Consider the following 18690-nt stretch of genomic DNA (forward strand, 5'->3'; position numbering starts at 1 on the left):
GTTCAGGCGACATCCATGGTGGAAATGCCCATGCGCGGATCGCGCACCACGCGGATTCTGCGGCATTCGGAGCCGCCCAGGCGCCGGCGCGGATCGTTGGGATCGACCCGCTCGATGCGGCGCCGGTCGGGACCGAAATAGTGCTCGGCTTCGACATAGAGCAATTCGCGCTGCAACTGATCGCTGAGCTTGTGGCTCATGTCGACAATGCCGTCGCTGACGAAGAGCACTTCATCGAACCCCATTTGCACCAGCGGCACGATCTGGTGGCGCGGCCCAGCGGTGACGAAACAGACAATGGGCGCGAAACGACGGAAAATATGATCGGAGCTCCTGAGGCCATTTATGATGCGCTGCTTGGCGCCGTCTGGCAAAAGCCCATGGACCAGGAAATAGGTCAGCCGGTTTTTGGGCAGCTCGGCGAACTGGGTATAGTTGGCCACCGTGCCGAAGCCGAATTTTGTGGCCAGCGTACCGAGCGCGCTGGTGCTCACATCATTGGGCGCGAAAGTAACGGCGCCGCAATCGGCGAGCATGTTGGTGGTATCAGACAAGATCATGGCCGCTTCCCTCCTAGAAACTGCTCAAGTCATCGTCCGACCTATTCTGAGGAAATTGTTTGAATCACGTATTAATGCGTAGTTCGACGTTAATCTGTACGAAAGTACTGCTTCTCCTGGTCAATATATCAAGAGTAGAGATATGCTGATCAGCTCTCGGGCTTGAGCATGCGCATGAGCACGCCGCTCCTCAGCACGAATTGCTGCACCAGCGCGCCGGCGATGTGGATGAGGACGAGGGCGATCAGCGCCAGGCGCAGCGGCCCGCCATGGACATCGGCCGCGTTCTCGATGCCGCCGAACCAGGCGACAAGGCCGGAAATCGGCAGCGCGAAAAGCAGCACATAGATGAGGCCATGGATCACATTGGCCACGACGCCGAGGGCGGCAGGCTGGCCGGCCGGATGCGGCGGAGCGCCATGGCGGAGGCGGATGACCACGCGCGCGGCGGCAAGGATCAGGATCAGGCTGCCGACAATGATATGGGGCAGGGGATTGGCGCCCTCGGCGGGGCCGCCTTCCATGCGCGCGTCCCATGCCATTTCCATACTTTCATGGACCAGCAATTGGAAGAGAATGAGGGCCGCAATGACCCAATGGAGAATGACCTGGGCGCGGGAATAGCCGGCGGATGGGGTGGACACGGACATGGTGACGCTTTCCTTCAGGGCCTGACGGCGCGGCGCGCCGCATGGGTCCAGAATTGGCGAGGCGAAAGGAACTTGCAAGTGAACAAATGGACAGGCCAAAGCCCCGGCCGGCCAATCTGGCTCCCGGTTTTGAGCGGACCCCGGAGCGGCAATCGCCTCGGATGAATTTGTATATGAAGCGATCACCGCTCCGGAGGCCGGGTTTTTGGACAGAGCCCACAGCGCCTCTTGATCGCTCGTCGCGAGGGACCGACTCCCGAACCTATGGGGAAGGCGACCTCCCCACAACCGGCTCCCCCCGCCACTGATCGCCTGCAGGCCGCTCGCGCGGGGTGGATGGGGGAAGAATAAAGGAGATTTTGCGGGCGGGGATAAGCGGGATAAGTGGGCTGGTTTCGTGGCTTGCAACACCCCCTCCCAACCTCCCCCTAAAGGGGGCGGAGCTGGGCCGGTGTTTTTGGCACGAGACAGCCCCCAGACGCGATGCGGCCCCTCCCCCGCGAGGGGGAGGATGGGTGGGGGCGTCTCGATCCCCTTAACCCTTCATTCACCATAAAACCAGGCCACCGGAGCCCGGCCCGCGAAAACGCATTGTATTTAAATCAAATACGAGGCAGCCCTATGGCTTATTCCGAACCGATGCCCGACGCCCACGTCGCCGAATTTCTGGATCTGGCGCGCTCGGCCAATGTCACCTTCGATATTACGGAAGATCGCCTGCACATGCGGATGGTCAATCCCAACTGGGCCATGTGGTCGCCCATAAGGCATCTGCTCGACGAGATCGGGCACGAGCGGATCGAGGCGTTTGTGCGCCGGGAAACTGCCGCGCGGCAGGCGGTGGAGAGCTGGAACGAGGCGAGCGTGGAGCGGCTGAAGGGGGCGGCGGAGGTTATGCGTGGGTGAGGATTGGGCTTTTAATCCATTTGCTTGATGCTAAGTTCACAAGCAGGGGGATACATGGAAAGCAAATTGACAATCAAGGAACGAGTCATCGTTCTGATTGGAAATGCACTATTGGCCTATGCGGCCTACGTGATCGTGGGACGGCAGTTCCAAATTACTGGCGCACTACAGAGTGCATGGTTGATAGCCGCACTCTCAATGTGGTTCTTAAATCTACTTTCATCGCCATGGTTTGTGCCTCCAAGAGATGCGCTAGCAACGGGTGCGGCGGCGGCAGTCTTGTATTGGACGATCGACGTCTCGCAGACCCAGTCGTTCATAGGTGCCCTCGAAGTGCTGCGTTGGGTCGCATTCGGCTACGTGCTCCTGCTGATTGCTGTGGCGCTGGTAGCCCTATTTTCGCTCTCGAATGACAGCCGAAGCGCGACGGGGGCGGCTGCCGCTCGGCTCTCTGCTGCAATGGGGAAAGGGGAGCTGATCTTTACGCCCGCAGTACTTGTGAGTGTTATTGGTGGCTATCAGCCAGATTTCGGGGGGATCTCCTGGCTGGTTGCACTTTGGGTCTTCTTTGTTATTGGTCGTCCAATTGAAAAGCTATTCCCAATTTGGAAACATTTTCAGCTTGAGACTAAATCGATGCCGTTGGAGGCTGTTGGGGCAGTCATACGCGTAGACGATCCAAATATAGTGAGGGTTAGCCTATCGTCCACTGAGACATGGCAGGCGAATCGGTTACATCTCGCCGCCATGGCCGATGGAAGCCAGCATTACGTGGTGGCTCTGTTCTCCCAAGTAAATGGTGCTGAAATTCTTGGAACTGGACTGTGTATAGCTCAGCCGCAGGTGCCGTTTCAGATCAAGCCACAGACTGTCATTTCAACACACGACGAACAGCTGACCAAAGATTTCTTAAGCAAACATAGTGGCATGAACGGTGCAACACTGGTTGGCTTCGTTGTTGAGAACTCCTCGATTGGATTAGTGCGTTTCGAAGTGGCAAGCACCTCGCCACTCGCGCAGGGGGGAGTGGTATTTCTGCTCATGCAGGGGCGAATAGTCTTCTATCAAATCTTGGATGCGGAGACCTCTGAGGAGAGTTTTGATCGCAACCCGCGAGGCACACATATCGTGATGGCGAGCCAAATCGGTGCCTACGATGCTGCACTTGGATTTGAGAAGTTCTCTTGGCTGCCGTCAATGAATGCGCCGGTATTTTGGGCGGCAACACCTCAATTGCCAGCGCCGACCTTTACGAACCGCGAATTTGCATTGGCAAACGTGCCTGAAACAGGGGTGGCGGTCGCCGCGAAAATCGACGACCTGATCAATTATCACACTGCAATTTTGGGAGTTACAGGTACCGGCAAGACCGAGCTCGCTCTAGACATTGTAAGAGAGGCGGTCTCGCGAGACGTCAAAGTCTTTTGTGTGGATTTTACAGGTCAGTATGCTAGGCGACTCGCAGACTGCTCTCCCTCATTCCCCGGTCCAAGCGGAGGGGAAACTCAAGAAATAGAGCAGAAGATGCGCGCGGTGGACTATGGCGCCTTCAAGGCCGAGAAAGAAAGGAAAGCATTGGACGAGGCATTGGATGGTCTGCGAGAATCCACCGAAAAGCAGGTGGCTGACTACCTGATGTCGCATGGCAACTTAGCAATCTTCGAACTTGCCGAAATCACGAACACTCGTGCCACCCTACGCATCACAGAAATGTATCTTTCCGCCATAATGCGCTGGGCTAAGGAAAATAGGGGGAAGCGACAGGTACTGATAGTGCTTGAAGAGGCGCACACAATCATCCCTGAGACCGGAGGGGCTGGTTTTGACTTCGACACACAGGGCGTAGTCAATCGCATTGGCCAGATAGCGCTCCAGGGCAGGAAGTACGGTGTCGGTCTGCTTGTGCTGTCACAACGAACTGCCTTGGTTAGCAAGACTATCCTGTCTCAGTGCAACACCTTTTTGACGCATACTTTGATAGATCAGACCAGCCTCTCCTTCCTAGACAGTGTCTACAGTAGCCAGCATGCGCGGATGATACCCAATCTTGGTAGATATGAGTTCCTTGCTTACGGTAAAGGGGTACGTTCTTCCCGGCCGATAATTCTTCGGCGTGAATTCGACCAGGCAAAACTTGACGCAAGTTAGCTTTCAGTGCGCCTCATCCCAATTCTTGGCCGCATGTGCGTCCACCTGGATCGGCACGGTTAGCCGCACCGCCGGTTCTGCTGCGCCTTCCATCACCCGTTTGATCACCGGAATCGCCTGATCTTCCGTGCCTTCCGGCACTTCAAAGATCAGTTCGTCGTGGACCTGCAGCAGCATGTCGGCGTCAATTTTTGCCTTTTTCAGTTCCGGCTCCATGCGGATCATGGCGCGGCGGATGATGTCGGCAGCAGAACCCTGGATGGGGGCGTTGATGCTGGCGCGTTCGACAAAGCTGCGTTCGCTGGGATTGCCGGAATTGGCATTGGGGAACTGGATTTTGCGGCCAAAGATGGTCGTAACAAAACCGTCGGCTTTCACCTTGACCTTCTGCTCGTCCATATAGTCGCGAATGCCCGGGAAGCGCTCAAAATAGGTTTTGATGTAGTCGCCGGCTTCGCCGCGGGGGATGCCGAGCTGGTTGGCAAGGCCGAAGGCGGAAATGCCGTAGATGATACCAAAATTGATAGCCTTGGCGCGACGGCGCACTTCGCTCGGCATGCCTTCCACGGGCACGTTGAACATTTCCGAGGCCGTCATGGCGTGAATGTCGAGGCCTTCTTCGAACGCGTCCTTGAGCGCCTGGATATCGGCGATATGGGCGAGGACGCGCAGCTCGATCTGGGAATAGTCGGCCGAGATCAGTGTCTTGCCAGGTGCAGCGACGAAGGCGGTGCGGATTTTGCGGCCATCGCTGGTGCGGACCGGAATGTTTTGGAGGTTCGGATCGTTTGACGAGAGGCGCCCGGTAAGCACACTGGCCTGCGAATAGGACGTGTGCACGCGGCCGGTGCGCGGGTTCATATAGGTGGGGAGGGCATCGGTATAGGTGCCCTTGAGCTTGGTGAGCTGGCGCCAATCGACAATGGTGCGAGCAAGGGGAATGCCCTTGAGCGCGAGGTCTTCGAGCACATCGGCGCCGGTCGACCAGGCGCCGGTTTTCGTCTTGGTGCCGCCTTCGAGGCCCATCTTGTCGAAGAGGATTTCGCCGAGCTGTTTTGGCGAGCCGAGATTAAAACTCTGGCCGGCGAGTTCATGGGCTTCCGCCTCGAAGGCGGCGGCGCGCTGGGAAAAATCGCCCGAGAGGCGGGCGAGAATCTGGCGATCGACGGTAATGCCGCGCGCTTCCATGCGGGCGAGCACGGGAGCGAGGGGACGTTCGAGGGTTTCGTAGAGCGTCGTGGCGTTTTCCGCCGCAAGGCGCGGCTTCAGGATGTGCCAGAGGCGCAGCGTGAGGTCGGCGTCTTCGCCGGCATAGCGGGCGGCAGCCGATATATCGAGCTGGTCGAAGGTTTTCTGCGCCTTGCCGGTGCCGGCAAGCTCGGAAAAGGTGATGGTCTTGTGATTGAGCCAATGGTCGGCGAGCACGTCGAGGCCATTATATTGCGGGCCGTCGAGCGCGTAGGACATGAGCATGGTGTCGTCGATCGGCGCCATGTCGATGCCGTAGCGCCAGAAAATCTCCATGTCATATTTGACGTTCTGGCCGATCTTCAGGATCGCCGCGCTTTCGATCACCGGCTTTAGCGCTTCGAGGACGTCGCGAATGGGCAATTGGCCTTCAACGAGGCCGCCGCCGGAGAGGAGGTCGCCGGCAAGGGCGTGGCCGACGGGGATGTAGCAGCCTTCGCCGATCCTGGTGGAAAGGCAGATGCCGACGAGATCGGCGGTCTGTGGATCAAGGCCGGTGGTTTCCGTGTCGATGGCGACGAGGCCGGTATCGACGATCTTGGCGACCCAGGCGGCGAGACGCTCGGGCGTCGAGACGGTTTCATAGTCGTCGTAATTGATCGGAATGGCCTTGATACGCGCATGTTCTTCGGCGGCAAAGCGGGCGGGGCCGGAGCCGGGCACGACATTGGCGGCAAGCTTTGCTTTCGCGACCGAAAGGCTGGCGGATTTTTGCGGGACACCGGGCACCGGGACGGCAGCGCCGGCCTTGAGTTCGGGATCGGCCTCAAAGTCATCGGGATTGGCTTCGAGCAGCGCTGCCAGGCGCTTGGTGATCGTGGCGAATTCCATCGCCTTGAGGAAGGGGAACAGGGCCGCAGGCGCCATGGGCTGGCGGATGAGGCCATCGAGGTCGATTTCGACCGGGACCTTTTGCTCGAGCGTCACGAGCTTCTTGGAAATGCGCGCAAGATCGGCATTGGCGATCAGTTTTTCGCGGCGGGCGTTCTGCTTGATCTCGCCGGCGCGCTCCAAGAGCGTTTCGAGATTGCCATAGGTATTGATGAGTTCGGCGGCGGTTTTGACACCGATGCCGGGCACGCCGGGGACGTTGTCGACAGAGTCGCCGCAAAGCGCCTGCACGTCGATGACCTTGTCGGGGGTGACGCCGAATTTGGTGAAGACTTCATCGGGGCCGATCCAGCGCAGGGGCGGCTGGCCGGGGCGGGGAATGGTGTCGAGGAGACGGATGGAGCCATCGGGCTCGACGAGCTGCATCAGATCCTTGTCGGAAGACGCGATGGTCACCTTCCAGCCGGCATTTTTCGCCATGCAGGCATAGGTGGCCATGATGTCGTCGGCCTCCCAGCCTTCCATTTCGATGGAAGGAATGGAAAAGGCGCGGGTGGCCGAGCGAGTCAGGGGGAACTGCGGAACCAGTTCTTCGGGCGCCGGTGGGCGCTGGGCTTTATAATCGGGATACAAATCATCGCGAAAAGTCTTGCCCTTGGCATCGAAGATGACGGCCATGTGGGTCGGCGCTTCGTCGGCGTCCATGTCCTGCGTTAGCTTGAACAGCATGTTGCAGAACCCCTGCACGCAGCCGACCGGCAGGCCATCGGACTTGCGGCTGAGCGGCGGCAAGGCGTGGAAGGCGCGGAAAATATAGCCCGAGCCGTCGACGAGCAGCAGATGCATGAGACGATTCCCTTTCAGTCCGGGCGGGACTTTAAAGGGTCGGGAACAAATAGGGTACCCGGATTTTGCGTGGCTTGTGCGAGGGCTTGATCGTTAATCGACGATGGAGTTAACCTTGTGGCCTTGCCGACCCCTTCTGGTGTTGCCATGTCCAGTTCTGCCAAGCACTTCGTCACCGACCGGCTCAAGGCCATCGGTATGGAAATCAACGGCCCCGCGCCGTGGTCGCCGCAGGTTCACAATGAGCGACTATGGGCGCGGCTGCTGCGCGATGGCACGCTGGGGCTGGGCGAAAGCTATATGGACGGCTGGTGGGATGCGGAGGCGCTCGACGCGTTCCTCTTCCGCCTCGTCAGCAGCAATGTCCAGGATGCTTTCCCTAGGGACCTGGCCGTGATGTGGAGCCTCGCCAAGGGGCACCTGCTCAATCTCCAGCGCCTGCGGGTGACCGAGGTCGGGGAGAAGCACTATGACATCGGCAACGATCTCTATGCCGCCATGCTCGATAGTCGCATGATCTATTCCTGCGGCTATTGGCGCGATGCGGCCGATCTCGAAGCGGCCCAGGAGGCCAAGCTCGACCTCATCTGCCGAAAACTCGGCCTCGCGCCCGGCATGCATATCCTCGATATCGGCTCGGGCTGGGGCGGGCTGCTGAAATTCGCGGCGGAGCGCTATGGCGTGACGGGGCTCGGTGTGACGGTCAGCAAGGAGCAGGCGGCGCTGGCCAATGAACGGAGCAAGGGATTGCCGGTCGAAACCAGGCTCCTCGACTATCAGGCGCTCGAGGGGCAGTTCGACCGGATCGTCTCTGTCGGCATGTTCGAACATGTGGGCTACAAGAATTATCGCGCCTATTTCGAAAAGGCGGCGCGCCTCCTCAAGCCCGATGGGCTTTTCCTGCTTCACACGATCGGCGGCAATCTTTCGACGACCCATGGCGACCCCTGGAGCGAAAAGTACATTTTTCCCAATGGCATGCTGCCTTCCGTCACCCAGATCGGCAAGGCGCTGGAAGGCCTCTTCGTCATGGAGGACTGGCATAATTTCGGCGCCGATTATGACCGGACGCTGCTCGCCTGGCGCGACAAGTTCGACGCCGCCTGGCCGGCGCTGAGGGGCGAGAAATATGACGAGCGGTTCCGGCGGATGTGGCGCTACTACCTCTCGAGTTTTGCCGCCATGTTCCGCGCCCGCAGGATCAATCTCTGGCAATTGGTGCTCTCGCCCAATGGCGTCGCGGGCGGATATCGCAGCATTCGCTGACATTCTCGTCGCCCCTTGGGTGTGACGGTAGCCGCTTGTCATTCCGATAAAACTAATGATATTAGGCAAAAAACTAATATCATTAGGAAACCACTATGCCGCGCGCGGGACTTTCGTGGGAAAAGTTGATCCAGGCAGGCGCCGCCCTTGCCGACAGCGAGGGATTTGCCGCCCTCACGCTGGCGGCGCTGGCCCGCCAGTTCGACGTAAAACTCGCCAGCCTTTATGCGCATGTGCGTAATTCCGACGACCTCAAGGCCGGCGTCGCCCTGCTGGCGCTCGATCTCCTGGCAAAATGGGCCGAGTCGGCCGTGGCGGGTCGCGCGGGGAAAGAGGCCGTGGTGGCCTTGGCAGAGGCGCATCGGCGCTTTGCCGGGGAGCATCCGGGTCTCTTTGAGGCGGCGCGATTTCCGCTTTCGGCGGAGCAGGCGGCCGGCAGCGGTGGCCCGCGGCTGGCGCGGACCATGCTGGCGGCTCTGCGCGGCTATGAGCTTTCCGAGGCGGACCAGGTACATGCCGTGCGGCTGCTCGGTTCTTTTTTTCTGGGTTTTTCGCTGCTCGAGCGTAGCGGCAGTTTTGCCCATAGCCAGCCCGAGCCCGGTCAGTCCTGGCGGCGCGGGCTCGATGCGCTCGATGTGACATTCAAGAATTGGAAGACGACATGAAGAATTTTGCCATTACCGCCGATCTGGTTTTCGGCGCGCAGGAGCTGGAGCGGACCGAAATGGGCCTGCAACCGCATCGCCTGCCGGCAAAGGCGCGGCGGCAGAACGAGGATGCCGGCTTCTCCATGGCCGAGCGGCAGCCTTCGGGTATCCGATTGAAATTCCGCACGGCGGCGAGCGTGATCGAATTGGACGTGCTGCCGACCAAGCGCGTCTATACCGGCATGCCGGCGCGACCGGATGGGGTTTTCGATCTGCGGGTCGATGGCGAACTGACACAGCAACGAGGTGCGCTCGGCGGGCGTGTGATGCGCATCGGCATGGCGCCGCCATCCATGCTGCTAGAGCCGGGCGAGGTGCAGGTGCTGCGCTTCGAAGGCCTGCCAGAGCGGGAAAAACTCGTCGAAATCTGGCTGCCGCATGACGAAATGGTTGAGCTGGTGGCGCTGCGGGCGGATGCCGATCTTGTACCGGTCGCGCCCGGAAAAATCTGGCTCCACCATGGCAGTTCCATCAGCCAGGGTTCTAACGCCACCTCGCCCACCGGCATCTGGCCGGCAGTGGCCGCGACGCTGGGTGGGGTCGACCTTGTGAATATGGGTTTTGGCGGCAATGCTCTCCTCGATCCCTTCACGGCGCGGGCTATGCGCGACGCCAAGGCCGATTTCATCAGCGTCAAGATGGGAATCAATCTGGTCAATGCCGACGTGATGCGGATGCGCGCCTTTGGTTCGGCCCTACACGGTTTTCTCGATACGATCCGCGAGGGGCATCCAGAGACGCCCTTGGTGGTGGTGTCCCCCATTTATTGTCCGATCCATGAGACGACGCCCGGCCCCTGCCAGTTCGACTTTGCCGCCCTGGCCGAGGGCCGGTTGCTGTTCCGGGCGGAAGGCAAAGCGGAGGAGGTGCCCAAGGGCAAGCTGACGCTCGTCACCATTCGCCAGAAAATGCAGGAGATCGTGATGCAAAGGTCTGTCAGCGATCCCAAAATCCACTATCTCGACGGTCTCGAGCTCTATGGTGCCGATGACAGTGCGCGGCTTCCCCTGCCCGATGCGCTGCATCCCGACGCGGCTGCGCATGAACTCATCGGGCGTCGGTTCGCCGAGAAAGCCTTTGCGGGCGTTTTTTCTAGAAGGGGCGAATAGCTGAGGCATTCGCGGCTAACGGCGCCGAGTTCTGCTTGCCGTAACTTCGTCACCAGCCTATTGACCGTGTGGACGCACCCGGCGACAGTATTGTGATCGAGGCGTTTGTTGCCGCTGATATATATGCCTGAGTCCTTGGCATTTACGGTTCCCACGACTGGGGCTGAGCCGGATTTATTTGAGGAGCTATCATGAGCGAAACGGGTACCCCCGCTTCTACCCCCCGCGCCCTGCCGTCCGACGACGTGCTGCGCGAAGAAATCATCCAGCTCATCATGACCGAACGCAATGTCGAGCGCGAAAAGCTGGTGCCGGAAGCCAGTTTCCGTTCGCTCGGCTTTGAATCGCTCGACGTGGTGATGTTGCTCATGGGTGTCGAGGAAAAATACGGCGTCTATCTACCGATCGACGGCGAACTGAGCACGGTCAATACGCTCTCCGAACTGCTCGATCTGCTCGTCGCGCGCATCAAGACCGCCGAGCCGGCTTCGGCCGCGACGGCACCCAAGGCTGCACAGTGAGCGTACCGGTCGCCATTACTGGCATGGGGGCTGTCACCGCGGCCGGCCTGGGCGTGGATGCGCTCTGGCAGGCAGCGCGCGATGGCGACCCCAAGGTTTCCCGGCTGGAGGGAGACGAGTTCGCTCGCAGCCACGTCAAGATCGCGGCGCGTGCGCCCTTTGACATGGCGGACCATTTTACGCCCAATCAGGCGCGCACGCTTGATCGGTTCTCCGCACTTGCCATCGTGGCAGCGCGGGAAGCCATCGAGGCAGCCAGGGCCGAACCCCGCGAGTGGGGTGACCGGGTTGCGCTGATCATCGGCACGGGCATCGGTGGCATCGAAACCACCGCCTCCATGTATGGGTCCTTCACCTCGGGCACGCGCGGCGATCCGATGGCGATCCCGAAGATCATGCCCAATGCGGCGGCCTGCCAGGTCGCCATGGCTTTCGGCATTACCGGCACGCTGCTGGCGACGGCAGGGGCCTGTTCGTCATCGGCCCAGGCGATTGGCCTTGGGCTGCAACTGATCCGCGCCGGCATTGTCGACCGCGCCATTGTGGGTGGTTCGGAAGCCATGGTGATCCCATCGTCCATGCTGGCCTGGGAAATGCTGCGTGTGCTGACCCCCACGGCCCAGCGCCCCTTCTCCAAGGGTCGCGACGGCATGATGATGGGCGAAGGCGCCGGTGTCATGGTGCTGGAACGTCTTGATCTGGCCGAGGAGCGTGGTGCGCCGATCGTGGGTATGCTGCGTGGTTACGGCACGACGAGCGATGCCAAGGACCTGCTACGCGCTGATCCCATGCGCTCGTCTGCGGCGATCAGCCGGGCTCTTGCCGATGCGGAGGTCGCTCCGTCCGACATTGCCTATTGTAATGCGCATGGTACGGGTACCATCGCCAATGACGTGGCGGAGGCCGAGGCGCTGTCGCTGGTCTTTGGCGAAAACCTGCCCAACCTTGCCGTGTCTTCGACCAAGCCGATCCATGGCCATCTCATCGGCGCAGCCGGGGCGGTGGAAGCCATCGTGACCGTCAAGGCGCTCAACGAAGGCATTGCTCCGCCGACGATCAATTTCCTCGAGCCCGACCCGGCCATGCATCCGATCAATTGCGTGCCCAACACGGCTCAGCCGATTTCGGGCAAGATCGGCATCAGCAATTCCTTCGCCTTTGGCGGCATCAACTGCTCGCTGGTCTTCTCGGCCGCCTGAGGCAAGGCGTCGGACAAAAGATCTGCAAAAAGGGCGCTCTCGGAGCGCCCTTTTTTCTGCGGGAACCCGACCCGCTCAATATTCTAACGAATTTGCCGCGCAACCACCCGGACAAACGCACGTTTGCCACTCATCCTTGGTGCCGTTGCGGAGCAGGACGTGGCATTCTTTCAGAAAAAGGCTGAGCGGATCAGTTGGTCCCAACTGACGTTGACCGAACACATCATCATGATGGCAATGACCGTCGAGCCGCAAAAGCGCGTCGAGTGGCTGGTACAGCGCGCCCTCTGCTTTCATGGCCTGACCGAGATTACGCCTCAGGGCCTGAAACTCACCCATTTCGGACGACGCATTATCGCCGAACGCCATGGGCTGCCGGTGGTGGTCGGACGCGATCCGGCAGAAGAACGGCAAACGTCCAACGCCGTTTGAAACTGACTGACCAGAAACAAAAAGGGCGCCGCACGGCGCCCTTTGTTTTTGGTGAAGCGGCTGATCTCAGCGCTTCTTCTTGTCGATCTGGTGGTAGGCCCGGCGCGAGTGGAATTCGCAATAGGGGCCGGTTTCGAGGCTGTGCTGGCCACAGAAATAAAAATCTTTGCTCAAGGGATCGCCGATCGGCCACTTGCAGGTGTGCTCGTTGAGCTGCAGCAGCGAGAGGCGCTTGTCCTCGGGAATGAACAGCTCCTGGGTCGCCGGGGCGACATAGAGCTCGGCTTCCATCTGCGGCGACATGGCGAGGGCGGTGGCGCCCATGACCTGCGGACGCGGCATCACCGACGGACGCGGCTTGGCAGCGGCGGCCATCGAGCTGACACCAGCGGAAATGCTGGGGCCGGAAGGACGACGCGGCGCCTGGCGCGGGGCCGGACGGGCGCGCGGCGTGGTATTGGTGGGCTTGGCGCGGGCCGAAAGTTTCAGGCGGTGCACCTTGCCGATAACGGCATTGCGGGTGACTCCTTCGCCCAGTTCGCCGGCGATCTGGCTGGCGCTCAGGCCCTCCATCCAGAGCTTCTTCAGAAGCTCGACACGCTCGTCGGTCCAGCCATTGGGTTGCGCTCCGGTAACCATCGTCAACTTAGAATCCTCTCTCATGCCGCCAAAGTGGCCTGGCAGCCTTTTCGACTCTACAGCTCGTATGCTGAGTGGGTCCGCCACACGATATCTCGTGTTCCCCAACGAGTTAGACACTACGACATCGCAGGAATCGGGATCAAGAGTCGGGGGCATTTTCCCCCCAAAAATCAGTGGTTAATTTTACGCTAACAATCCTTGAGTCAAATCAGTCACTTGGGCCCGAGAGCGTTGACTTAACGGGTAAAAACCGCCTATTTCTTCCCACCAAACGCGCTGCCTGAGGGGCGCGTTTTTGATTTGTGTGGCAGGTTTGCCACGCTTTTTGATCCCACCTCCCGAAGCTGAAAGGGGAGAAATCCATGTCTGCGCTCTATGCCACCTACGCCCGTTCCGAAGTTTCGTTCGAGCGCGGCGAAGGCATGCGCCTTTTTGACCAGCATGGACGAGAATATCTCGACTTTCATTCGGGCGTGGCGGTGAACGCCTTGGGCCATGGCGACGCGCATCTCGTCAGCGCGCTCAAGGCTGCCGCCGACAAGGTCTGGCACACGGCCAATACCTTCACTATTCCCGAGCAGGAACGGCTGGGGCAGCGGCTCGTCGATGCGACCTTTGCAGATGCGGTGTTCTTCACCAATTCCGGCGCCGAAGCGCTCGAATGCGCCATCAAGACGGCGCGGCACTATTTCTGGGCCAAGGGCCAGGGCGAGCGTTATGAAGTGATCGCCTTTTCCGGCTCCTTCCATGGGCGGACGCTCGGCACCATCGCTGCCGGCGGCAATCCGGACTACCTCCAGGGCTTTGGTCCCCCGGCGCCCGGCTTCAAGCATGCCAAGCCCGGGGACCTCGACAGCGTCAAGGCGCTGATCACGCCCGAAACCTGCGCCATCCTTATCGAGCCCGTGCAGGGCGAGGGCGGGGTAACCGCCATGTCCAGTGAATTCATGCAGGGTCTGCGCAAGCTTTGCGACGACAACGACATGCTGCTCATTCTCGATGAAGTGCAGTGCGGCTTTGGCCGCACCGGGCGCTTTTTTGCCTATGAATGGAGTGGCATCACGCCCGATATCGTGGCTGTGGCCAAGGCCATCGGCGGCGGCTTCCCGCTCGGCGCCTGCCTTGCCAAGGGCGATGTTGCCGCTTCAATGGTGCCCGGCACGCATGGCTCCACCTATGGCGGCAATCCCTTGGCGACGGCCGTCGGCAATGCCGTGCTGGACCGGATCCTGGCACCCGGCTTCATCGACAATGTCAACGCCATGGGCCAGCGCCTTGCCTGGCACCTGCAGCAGCTCGCACAAAAATATCCCGACTATGTGCTGGAATTGCGCGGCAAGGGTCTGCTCGCGGGCATCAAGCTCTCGACCCCTGTGCGGGATATGGTGACGCGTCTGCGCGATGATCACCAGTTCCTCTGCATCGGCGCGGGCGACAATGTGCTGCGTCTTCTGCCGCCGCTGATCGTCTCCGAGGCCGATATCGAACTGGCGATGGCGAAAATCTCGGCGGCCTTCGATGCCATCGAGGCGGAAGCGGCTGCGGCGCCTGCTGCGAGCTGATTGTCATGTTGACGTTTTATCATTTTGGGCGTCGCCGACGCGGTTTGTTCCCTCCGCCTCGCTAAGTCGCGTGTCTTCGGAAAGCGTTAACTACTTTCTGGAGACATGCCCTTCAGGCAGAGTGTTAGAACCGCGGCTGCTGCCGCTCCAATTTCATAAGCGTCACAAAAGGAACCCGGCCCATGTCAACGACCGGTACCCCCAGGCATTTTCTTTCCATCGATGATTTCTCCTATGCCGAACTGCGCGGCATGCTTTCCCAGGCAGGGGCGCTGAAGGCGCGCCTCAAGGATGGCGACCGGCCCCAGCTCCTCAAGGACAAAGTGCTGGCCATGATCTTCGAGCGCCAGTCGACCCGCACCCGCGTCTCATTCGACGTCGGCATGCGCCAGCTGGGCGGCGAGACCATCATGCTCTCCGGCCAGGAAATGCAGCTTTCGCGCGAGGAAACCCTGGCCGACACGGCCAAGGTGATGAGCCGCTATGTCGACGCCATCATGATCCGCATCCTTTCCCATGCCGATCTCCTCGAACTCTCCGAAGCAGCGACTGTGCCCGTCATCAACGGCCTGACGCGCCGGGCGCATCCGTGCCAGATCATGGCCGATCTCATGACCTTTGAAGAGCATCGCGGCGATATTCGCGGGGCCAAGATCGCGTGGGTAGGCGACAGCAACAATGTGCTCCATTCCTGGGTCAACGCGGCCGAGCTCTTCGAATGCGAACTGACCATCGCGACGCCCGATGAATATAGCCCGGAAAAGGACCTGATGCAGGACATCACCCGGGCCGGTAAATATGCCAAGCTGATCGAGGATCCACGCGAGGCTGTCGAGGGCGCCGATCTCGTTATTACCGATACCTGGGTGTCGATGGGCGACGTCGACGCCGCCGAGCGCCGCCGGGTCTTGAAACCGTATCAGGTGAACACCAATTTGATGAGCTTGGCGAATAAAGACGCCCTGTTCATGCACTGCCTGCCCGCCCATCGCGGCGACGAGGTGACCGACGAGGTGATCGATGGTCCCCAGTCGGTGGTGTTCGACGAGGCCGAAAATCGCCTCCACGCCCAGAAAGCCATTTTGTGCTGGGCCTTCGGGGTTGAAACGAACTAGGCGCGTTTTTCGCGCCGCCGTTCCTCTCTTGCTTAGTGTTGTCCCCGCGAAAGCGGGGATTTCCGCTTTGGCGGACATGAGCGCTTTGCAGGATTGGAGAGTGGCGCGTTTCGCTCCCGGGGCGTAGCCTCACCCGAAAGCCTGATTGAATGACCACGGAACCGACGACCATGACTGACAGCTTCCTTTCCGCCATGGGCCTTGATCGCCCCGAGTCCGGCGACGATGCCGTGGTGCCCTTTACCCTCGAAAAGCTCGATACCCGTGGCCGCATCCTGCATCTCGGTGCCTCGCTCGACGCCATCCTGTCGCGCCACAATTATCCCGCTCCCGTCGCGCGCCTCCTCGGCGAAGCAGTGGTGCTGACGGCATTGATCGGTTCGTCGCTGAAATTCGAGGGCCGGCTGATCCTCCAGACCCAGACCGATGGTCCGGTCAACCTCATCGTCGTCGATTTCGACGCGCCCGATGGCATGCGCGGCTATGCCCGCTTCGACCATGACATGGTGCTGAAGGCGGCCGAGGAAGGCCGCACGAGCCCTGCCGAAATGCTCGGCAAGGGACATCTCGCCATGACCATTGACCAGGGCGCCCATACCGAGAGGTATCAGGGCATCGTGGCGCTCGACGGCAACAGCCTCGAAGAAGTGGCGCATACCTATTTCCTGCAGTCCGAGCAGATCCCGACCCAGGTGCGTCTGGCTGTGGCGCAGATGTCGACCAAGGGCGATCATCGCCCCCGCTGGCGCGCTGGTGGCATGCTGATCCAGCATCTGCCCGAAGGCGGTCTCGTGCGCATGGCCGACCTGCCGGGCGACGGCAATTTCGAGAACACCGACCCCAATTTCCAGGAAGCCGATGGCTGGGCCGAAGCGCGCTCCATGCTGGCGACCGTCGCGGATGTGGAACTGGCAGACCCCGAAGTCTCGCCCGAACGGCTACTGTTCCGGCTTTACCACGAGACCGGCGTGCGCGTGTTTCCGCCCATGCCGCTCGAAGAGCGCTGCACCTGCTCGGCCGACCGGATCGAGGAAATGCTCGCCAATAATTTCTCCGATGAAGAACGCGAGGATATGGCGGTCAATGGCGAAATCGAAGTGGTTTGCGAGTTTTGCTCGTCTGCCTACCGGTTCAACCCGCATCAGTTCCAGGTAAAGCACTAAAACGTTCGGGCGCCGAAGATATATTTGACATCTATTCTTCGGCGCTCGACTTGAATTTTTTTCGAGCCTCGGCAAAATTGTGTCACAATGGGTCGCAGGGGGAGCTGCATCCAAATGAACGCCGACCTGATGTTGACGATCGAGGCCCTGCAGAATCAGGAAAGCCAGCAAGGCATTCATGCGGTGGTGCTTGACGCCATTCGTGAATATGGCTTTGAACGCTTCATCATTTCCGGCCTGCCGGATCGCGGCATGGACGTGCGTCCCTTCGTGCTGCTCTCGGGCTGGGATGACGAGTGGTATCAGCGCTATACCAAGCTCGGCTATGTCGATGTCGACCCCGTGGCGCGCAACTGTTTTGCCACCACCTTGCCTTTCGATTGGTCGGCGGCGCCCTATGACCGGGCCGAGGACTTTTCGGCACGGCGCGTGATGGATGAGGCGCGTGATTTCGGCATGGATGAGGGTCTCTGCGTGCCGGTCCATCTCGAAGGCGGCATGCAGGGCGTGGTTTCGCTCGTCGGGCGGACCGATTGGCTCGATGAAAAGCAGCGCCTCGAACTGCATATGCTGGCGCTTTATGCGCATGGACGGCTACGTTTTCTCAATACCATGGACCGCACCCCCGTCCGGCGGCTCATCACCCCGCGCGAAGCCGAGGTGCTCAAATGGGTCGCGGCAGGCAAGACCGCCTCGGAAATTGCCGATATCACGGGCCTCAGTTTCAGGACCGTCAATCAGCATTGCGAAAACGCGCAAAGACGGCTCGGCACCAATAATCGCCTCCATACCGTCGTGGAAGCCATTCGCCAGAAGCTGATCGTTCTTTAGGGCGTGCGCGCAACGCTGCGGCACGTCTGACCTCATCACACTCTGGCTGTCACCCCGGCGAAGGCCGGGATGACAATCGAGTGTGGAACTCCCTCAGCGCTGAATCCAAGCCCTTGCCTTTTGTCGGGCCTGGTTGGAGAGCGCCTTTGTGCGTTCTGCACCGACTCAAATTCTAGAAAAAAAGCTGCGTATTCTCGCCGGAAATGTGCCGCTGGCTATTGGGAGATTTGCCGATTTTCAGCCGCGTGACCGCCGTGCCAAATGCTTGCAACGATGCAGGCAGCTTTGGGGGCAAGGTAATGCAAGTGCATATCATCCGCGCGCCGATCAGCGGCGAATCTCCTCCACTTCTCGAGGAGAACTACCGCCTGCGTCACAAGATTTTCGTTGACCTTCAGGGGTGGAATGACCTGCGTCGGCCCGATGGGCGCGATGTCGATGACTTCGACAATGCGGACGCAACCCATATCCTGCTCACTGATGGCGACGAACTCGTTGGCGGCTCGCGTATCACCCCGCTCAACAGACCGAACTTGCTGCAGACCGTCTTTCACGGGCTTGTGCTTGGAGACCTCCCCGCCGATCCCTCGCTTGGGGCCGATTGGACGCGCTTTTATGTTCGTCCCGATCGACGCGAAGGCCGGCGGCGCGCACCCGAGTCTGCAGCTCTTTTCTGCGCGATGATGGAATATGCCCTCGCTGAGGGCTTTACCTTCATCACCTTCGTTTCCTCTCTGTCCATGGTGGAGCACGGCACCAGCGTGGGCTGGAGGATTACCCCGCTCGGAGCACCAGCCCTGGTCGACGGCAAGGCCACTGTCGCCGCCTGGATCGAGGTCTCCGAGCAGGCCCTCTACAATGTGCGGCGGGCCACCGGGATGAGCCATGCGCTCATCCCGGCCTCTGCGCTGCGACGAGGCCGGAGCGGGGTTCTGACGGCCTGACGGCAGCGCC

At 60.4% G+C, this 18690-nt stretch carries 17 protein-coding genes; 13 read left to right on the top strand and 4 right to left on the bottom strand.

Annotation, left to right across the window (positions count from 1 at the left end):
* Positions 1–2: 2 nt before the first annotated feature.
* Complete coding sequence (locus J7557_RS16005) at positions 3–560, bottom strand: hypothetical protein (protein WP_291421042.1); 558 nt, start codon at positions 558–560, stop codon at positions 3–5.
* Positions 561–709: 149 nt separating this feature from the next.
* Positions 710–1210 (bottom strand): cytochrome b/b6 domain-containing protein, encoded by a 501-nt coding sequence (locus J7557_RS16010; protein ID WP_291421043.1) that lies wholly within the window; start codon positions 1208–1210, stop codon positions 710–712.
* A 621-nt stretch (positions 1211–1831) separates the two neighbouring features.
* Between J7557_RS16010 and J7557_RS16015 the strand changes: the two genes are divergently transcribed.
* Both J7557_RS16015 and J7557_RS16020 read left to right on the top strand, forming a co-directional pair.
* Complete coding sequence (locus J7557_RS16015) at positions 1832–2116, top strand: hypothetical protein (RefSeq protein WP_291421044.1); 285 nt, start codon at positions 1832–1834, stop codon at positions 2114–2116.
* Between the two features lie 66 nt (positions 2117–2182).
* Positions 2183–4264, top strand: coding sequence for a DUF87 domain-containing protein (locus J7557_RS16020; protein WP_291421045.1), 2082 nt, complete (start codon positions 2183–2185; stop codon positions 4262–4264).
* Between the two features lie 3 nt (positions 4265–4267).
* Here J7557_RS16020 and polA read toward each other — a convergent pair whose 3' ends face one another.
* Positions 4268–7189 carry a DNA polymerase I gene (gene polA / locus J7557_RS16025; RefSeq protein WP_291421046.1) on the bottom strand — a complete coding sequence of 974 codons (2922 nt, stop codon included), beginning with the start codon at positions 7187–7189 and terminating at the stop codon, positions 4268–4270.
* A 147-nt stretch (positions 7190–7336) separates the two neighbouring features.
* Here polA and cfa point away from each other — a divergent pair, with 147 nt between their 5' ends.
* From cfa to J7557_RS16055, 6 genes are all read left to right on the top strand, one after another.
* Positions 7337–8455 (top strand): cyclopropane fatty acyl phospholipid synthase, encoded by a 1119-nt coding sequence (cfa, locus tag J7557_RS16030; RefSeq protein WP_291421047.1) that lies wholly within the window; start codon positions 7337–7339, stop codon positions 8453–8455.
* A gap of 95 nt (positions 8456–8550) precedes the next feature.
* The gene (locus J7557_RS16035; RefSeq protein WP_291421048.1) at positions 8551–9120 is read left to right on the top strand and encodes a TetR-like C-terminal domain-containing protein; all 570 of its coding nucleotides are present in this window, start codon (positions 8551–8553) and stop codon (positions 9118–9120) included.
* The gene (locus tag J7557_RS16040) at positions 9117–10271 is read left to right on the top strand and encodes an SGNH/GDSL hydrolase family protein (protein WP_291421049.1); all 1155 of its coding nucleotides are present in this window, start codon (positions 9117–9119) and stop codon (positions 10269–10271) included. Before J7557_RS16035 ends, J7557_RS16040 begins: the two co-directional genes overlap by 4 nt.
* Before the next feature lie 191 nt (positions 10272–10462).
* On the top strand, positions 10463–10792 hold the full coding sequence (locus J7557_RS16045) for a phosphopantetheine-binding protein (RefSeq protein ID WP_291421050.1): 330 nt from the start codon (positions 10463–10465) through the stop codon (positions 10790–10792).
* The gene (locus J7557_RS16050; RefSeq protein ID WP_291421051.1) at positions 10789–11991 is read left to right on the top strand and encodes a beta-ketoacyl synthase; all 1203 of its coding nucleotides are present in this window, start codon (positions 10789–10791) and stop codon (positions 11989–11991) included. Before J7557_RS16045 ends, J7557_RS16050 begins: the two co-directional genes overlap by 4 nt.
* Positions 11992–12150: 159 nt before the next feature.
* Positions 12151–12423 carry a hypothetical protein gene (locus J7557_RS16055; protein ID WP_291421052.1) on the top strand — a complete coding sequence of 91 codons (273 nt, stop codon included), beginning with the start codon at positions 12151–12153 and terminating at the stop codon, positions 12421–12423.
* Positions 12424–12489: 66 nt separating this feature from the next.
* Here J7557_RS16055 and J7557_RS16060 read toward each other — a convergent pair whose 3' ends face one another.
* Positions 12490–13062, bottom strand: a complete 573-nt coding sequence (locus tag J7557_RS16060; RefSeq protein ID WP_291421110.1) for a GcrA family cell cycle regulator — start codon at positions 13060–13062, stop codon at positions 12490–12492.
* 365 nt (positions 13063–13427) lie between these two features.
* Between J7557_RS16060 and J7557_RS16065 the strand changes: the two genes are divergently transcribed.
* The 5 genes from J7557_RS16065 to J7557_RS16085 all read left to right on the top strand — a co-directional run bounded on the left by J7557_RS16065 (position 13428) and on the right by J7557_RS16085 (position 18680).
* Positions 13428–14627 (top strand): aspartate aminotransferase family protein, encoded by a 1200-nt coding sequence (locus J7557_RS16065; RefSeq protein WP_291421053.1) that lies wholly within the window; start codon positions 13428–13430, stop codon positions 14625–14627.
* A gap of 182 nt (positions 14628–14809) precedes the next feature.
* Entirely contained in the window at positions 14810–15742 is a 933-nt protein-coding gene (argF, locus tag J7557_RS16070) for an ornithine carbamoyltransferase (RefSeq protein ID WP_291421054.1), read from the top strand.
* A gap of 170 nt (positions 15743–15912) precedes the next feature.
* Positions 15913–16905, top strand: a complete 993-nt coding sequence (locus tag J7557_RS16075; protein ID WP_291421111.1) for an Hsp33 family molecular chaperone — start codon at positions 15913–15915, stop codon at positions 16903–16905.
* Positions 16906–17019: 114 nt separating this feature from the next.
* On the top strand, positions 17020–17736 hold the full coding sequence (locus tag J7557_RS16080; protein ID WP_291421055.1) for a LuxR family transcriptional regulator: 717 nt from the start codon (positions 17020–17022) through the stop codon (positions 17734–17736).
* A 299-nt stretch (positions 17737–18035) separates the two neighbouring features.
* Positions 18036–18680, top strand: coding sequence for an acyl-homoserine-lactone synthase (locus tag J7557_RS16085; protein WP_291421056.1), 645 nt, complete (start codon positions 18036–18038; stop codon positions 18678–18680).
* Positions 18681–18690 lie beyond the last annotated feature (10 nt).

It is taken from the genome of Devosia sp. (assembly GCF_017744655.1).
Classification (GTDB): Bacteria; Pseudomonadota; Alphaproteobacteria; order Rhizobiales; family Devosiaceae; genus Devosia.

Excerpts from the sequence above, each read along its gene's own strand:
- J7557_RS16005 (WP_291421042.1), bottom strand. The coding sequence starts at position 560 with ATGATCTTGTCTGATACCACCAACATGCTCGCCGATTGCGGCGCCGTT.
- J7557_RS16010 (WP_291421043.1), bottom strand. The coding sequence starts at position 1,210 with ATGTCCGTGTCCACCCCATCCGCCGGCTATTCCCGCGCCCAGGTCATT.
- J7557_RS16015 (WP_291421044.1), top strand. The coding sequence starts at position 1,832 with ATGGCTTATTCCGAACCGATGCCCGACGCCCACGTCGCCGAATTTCTG.
- polA (WP_291421046.1), bottom strand. The coding sequence starts at position 7,189 with ATGCATCTGCTGCTCGTCGACGGCTCGGGCTATATTTTCCGCGCCTTC.
- cfa (WP_291421047.1), top strand. The coding sequence starts at position 7,337 with ATGTCCAGTTCTGCCAAGCACTTCGTCACCGACCGGCTCAAGGCCATC.
- J7557_RS16035 (WP_291421048.1), top strand. The coding sequence starts at position 8,551 with ATGCCGCGCGCGGGACTTTCGTGGGAAAAGTTGATCCAGGCAGGCGCC.
- J7557_RS16040 (WP_291421049.1), top strand. The coding sequence starts at position 9,117 with ATGAAGAATTTTGCCATTACCGCCGATCTGGTTTTCGGCGCGCAGGAG.
- J7557_RS16045 (WP_291421050.1), top strand. The coding sequence starts at position 10,463 with ATGAGCGAAACGGGTACCCCCGCTTCTACCCCCCGCGCCCTGCCGTCC.
- J7557_RS16060 (WP_291421110.1), bottom strand. The coding sequence starts at position 13,062 with ATGGTTACCGGAGCGCAACCCAATGGCTGGACCGACGAGCGTGTCGAG.
- J7557_RS16065 (WP_291421053.1), top strand. The coding sequence starts at position 13,428 with ATGTCTGCGCTCTATGCCACCTACGCCCGTTCCGAAGTTTCGTTCGAG.
- argF (WP_291421054.1), top strand. The coding sequence starts at position 14,810 with ATGTCAACGACCGGTACCCCCAGGCATTTTCTTTCCATCGATGATTTC.
- J7557_RS16075 (WP_291421111.1), top strand. The coding sequence starts at position 15,913 with ATGACTGACAGCTTCCTTTCCGCCATGGGCCTTGATCGCCCCGAGTCC.
- J7557_RS16080 (WP_291421055.1), top strand. The coding sequence starts at position 17,020 with ATGAACGCCGACCTGATGTTGACGATCGAGGCCCTGCAGAATCAGGAA.
- J7557_RS16085 (WP_291421056.1), top strand. The coding sequence starts at position 18,036 with ATGCAAGTGCATATCATCCGCGCGCCGATCAGCGGCGAATCTCCTCCA.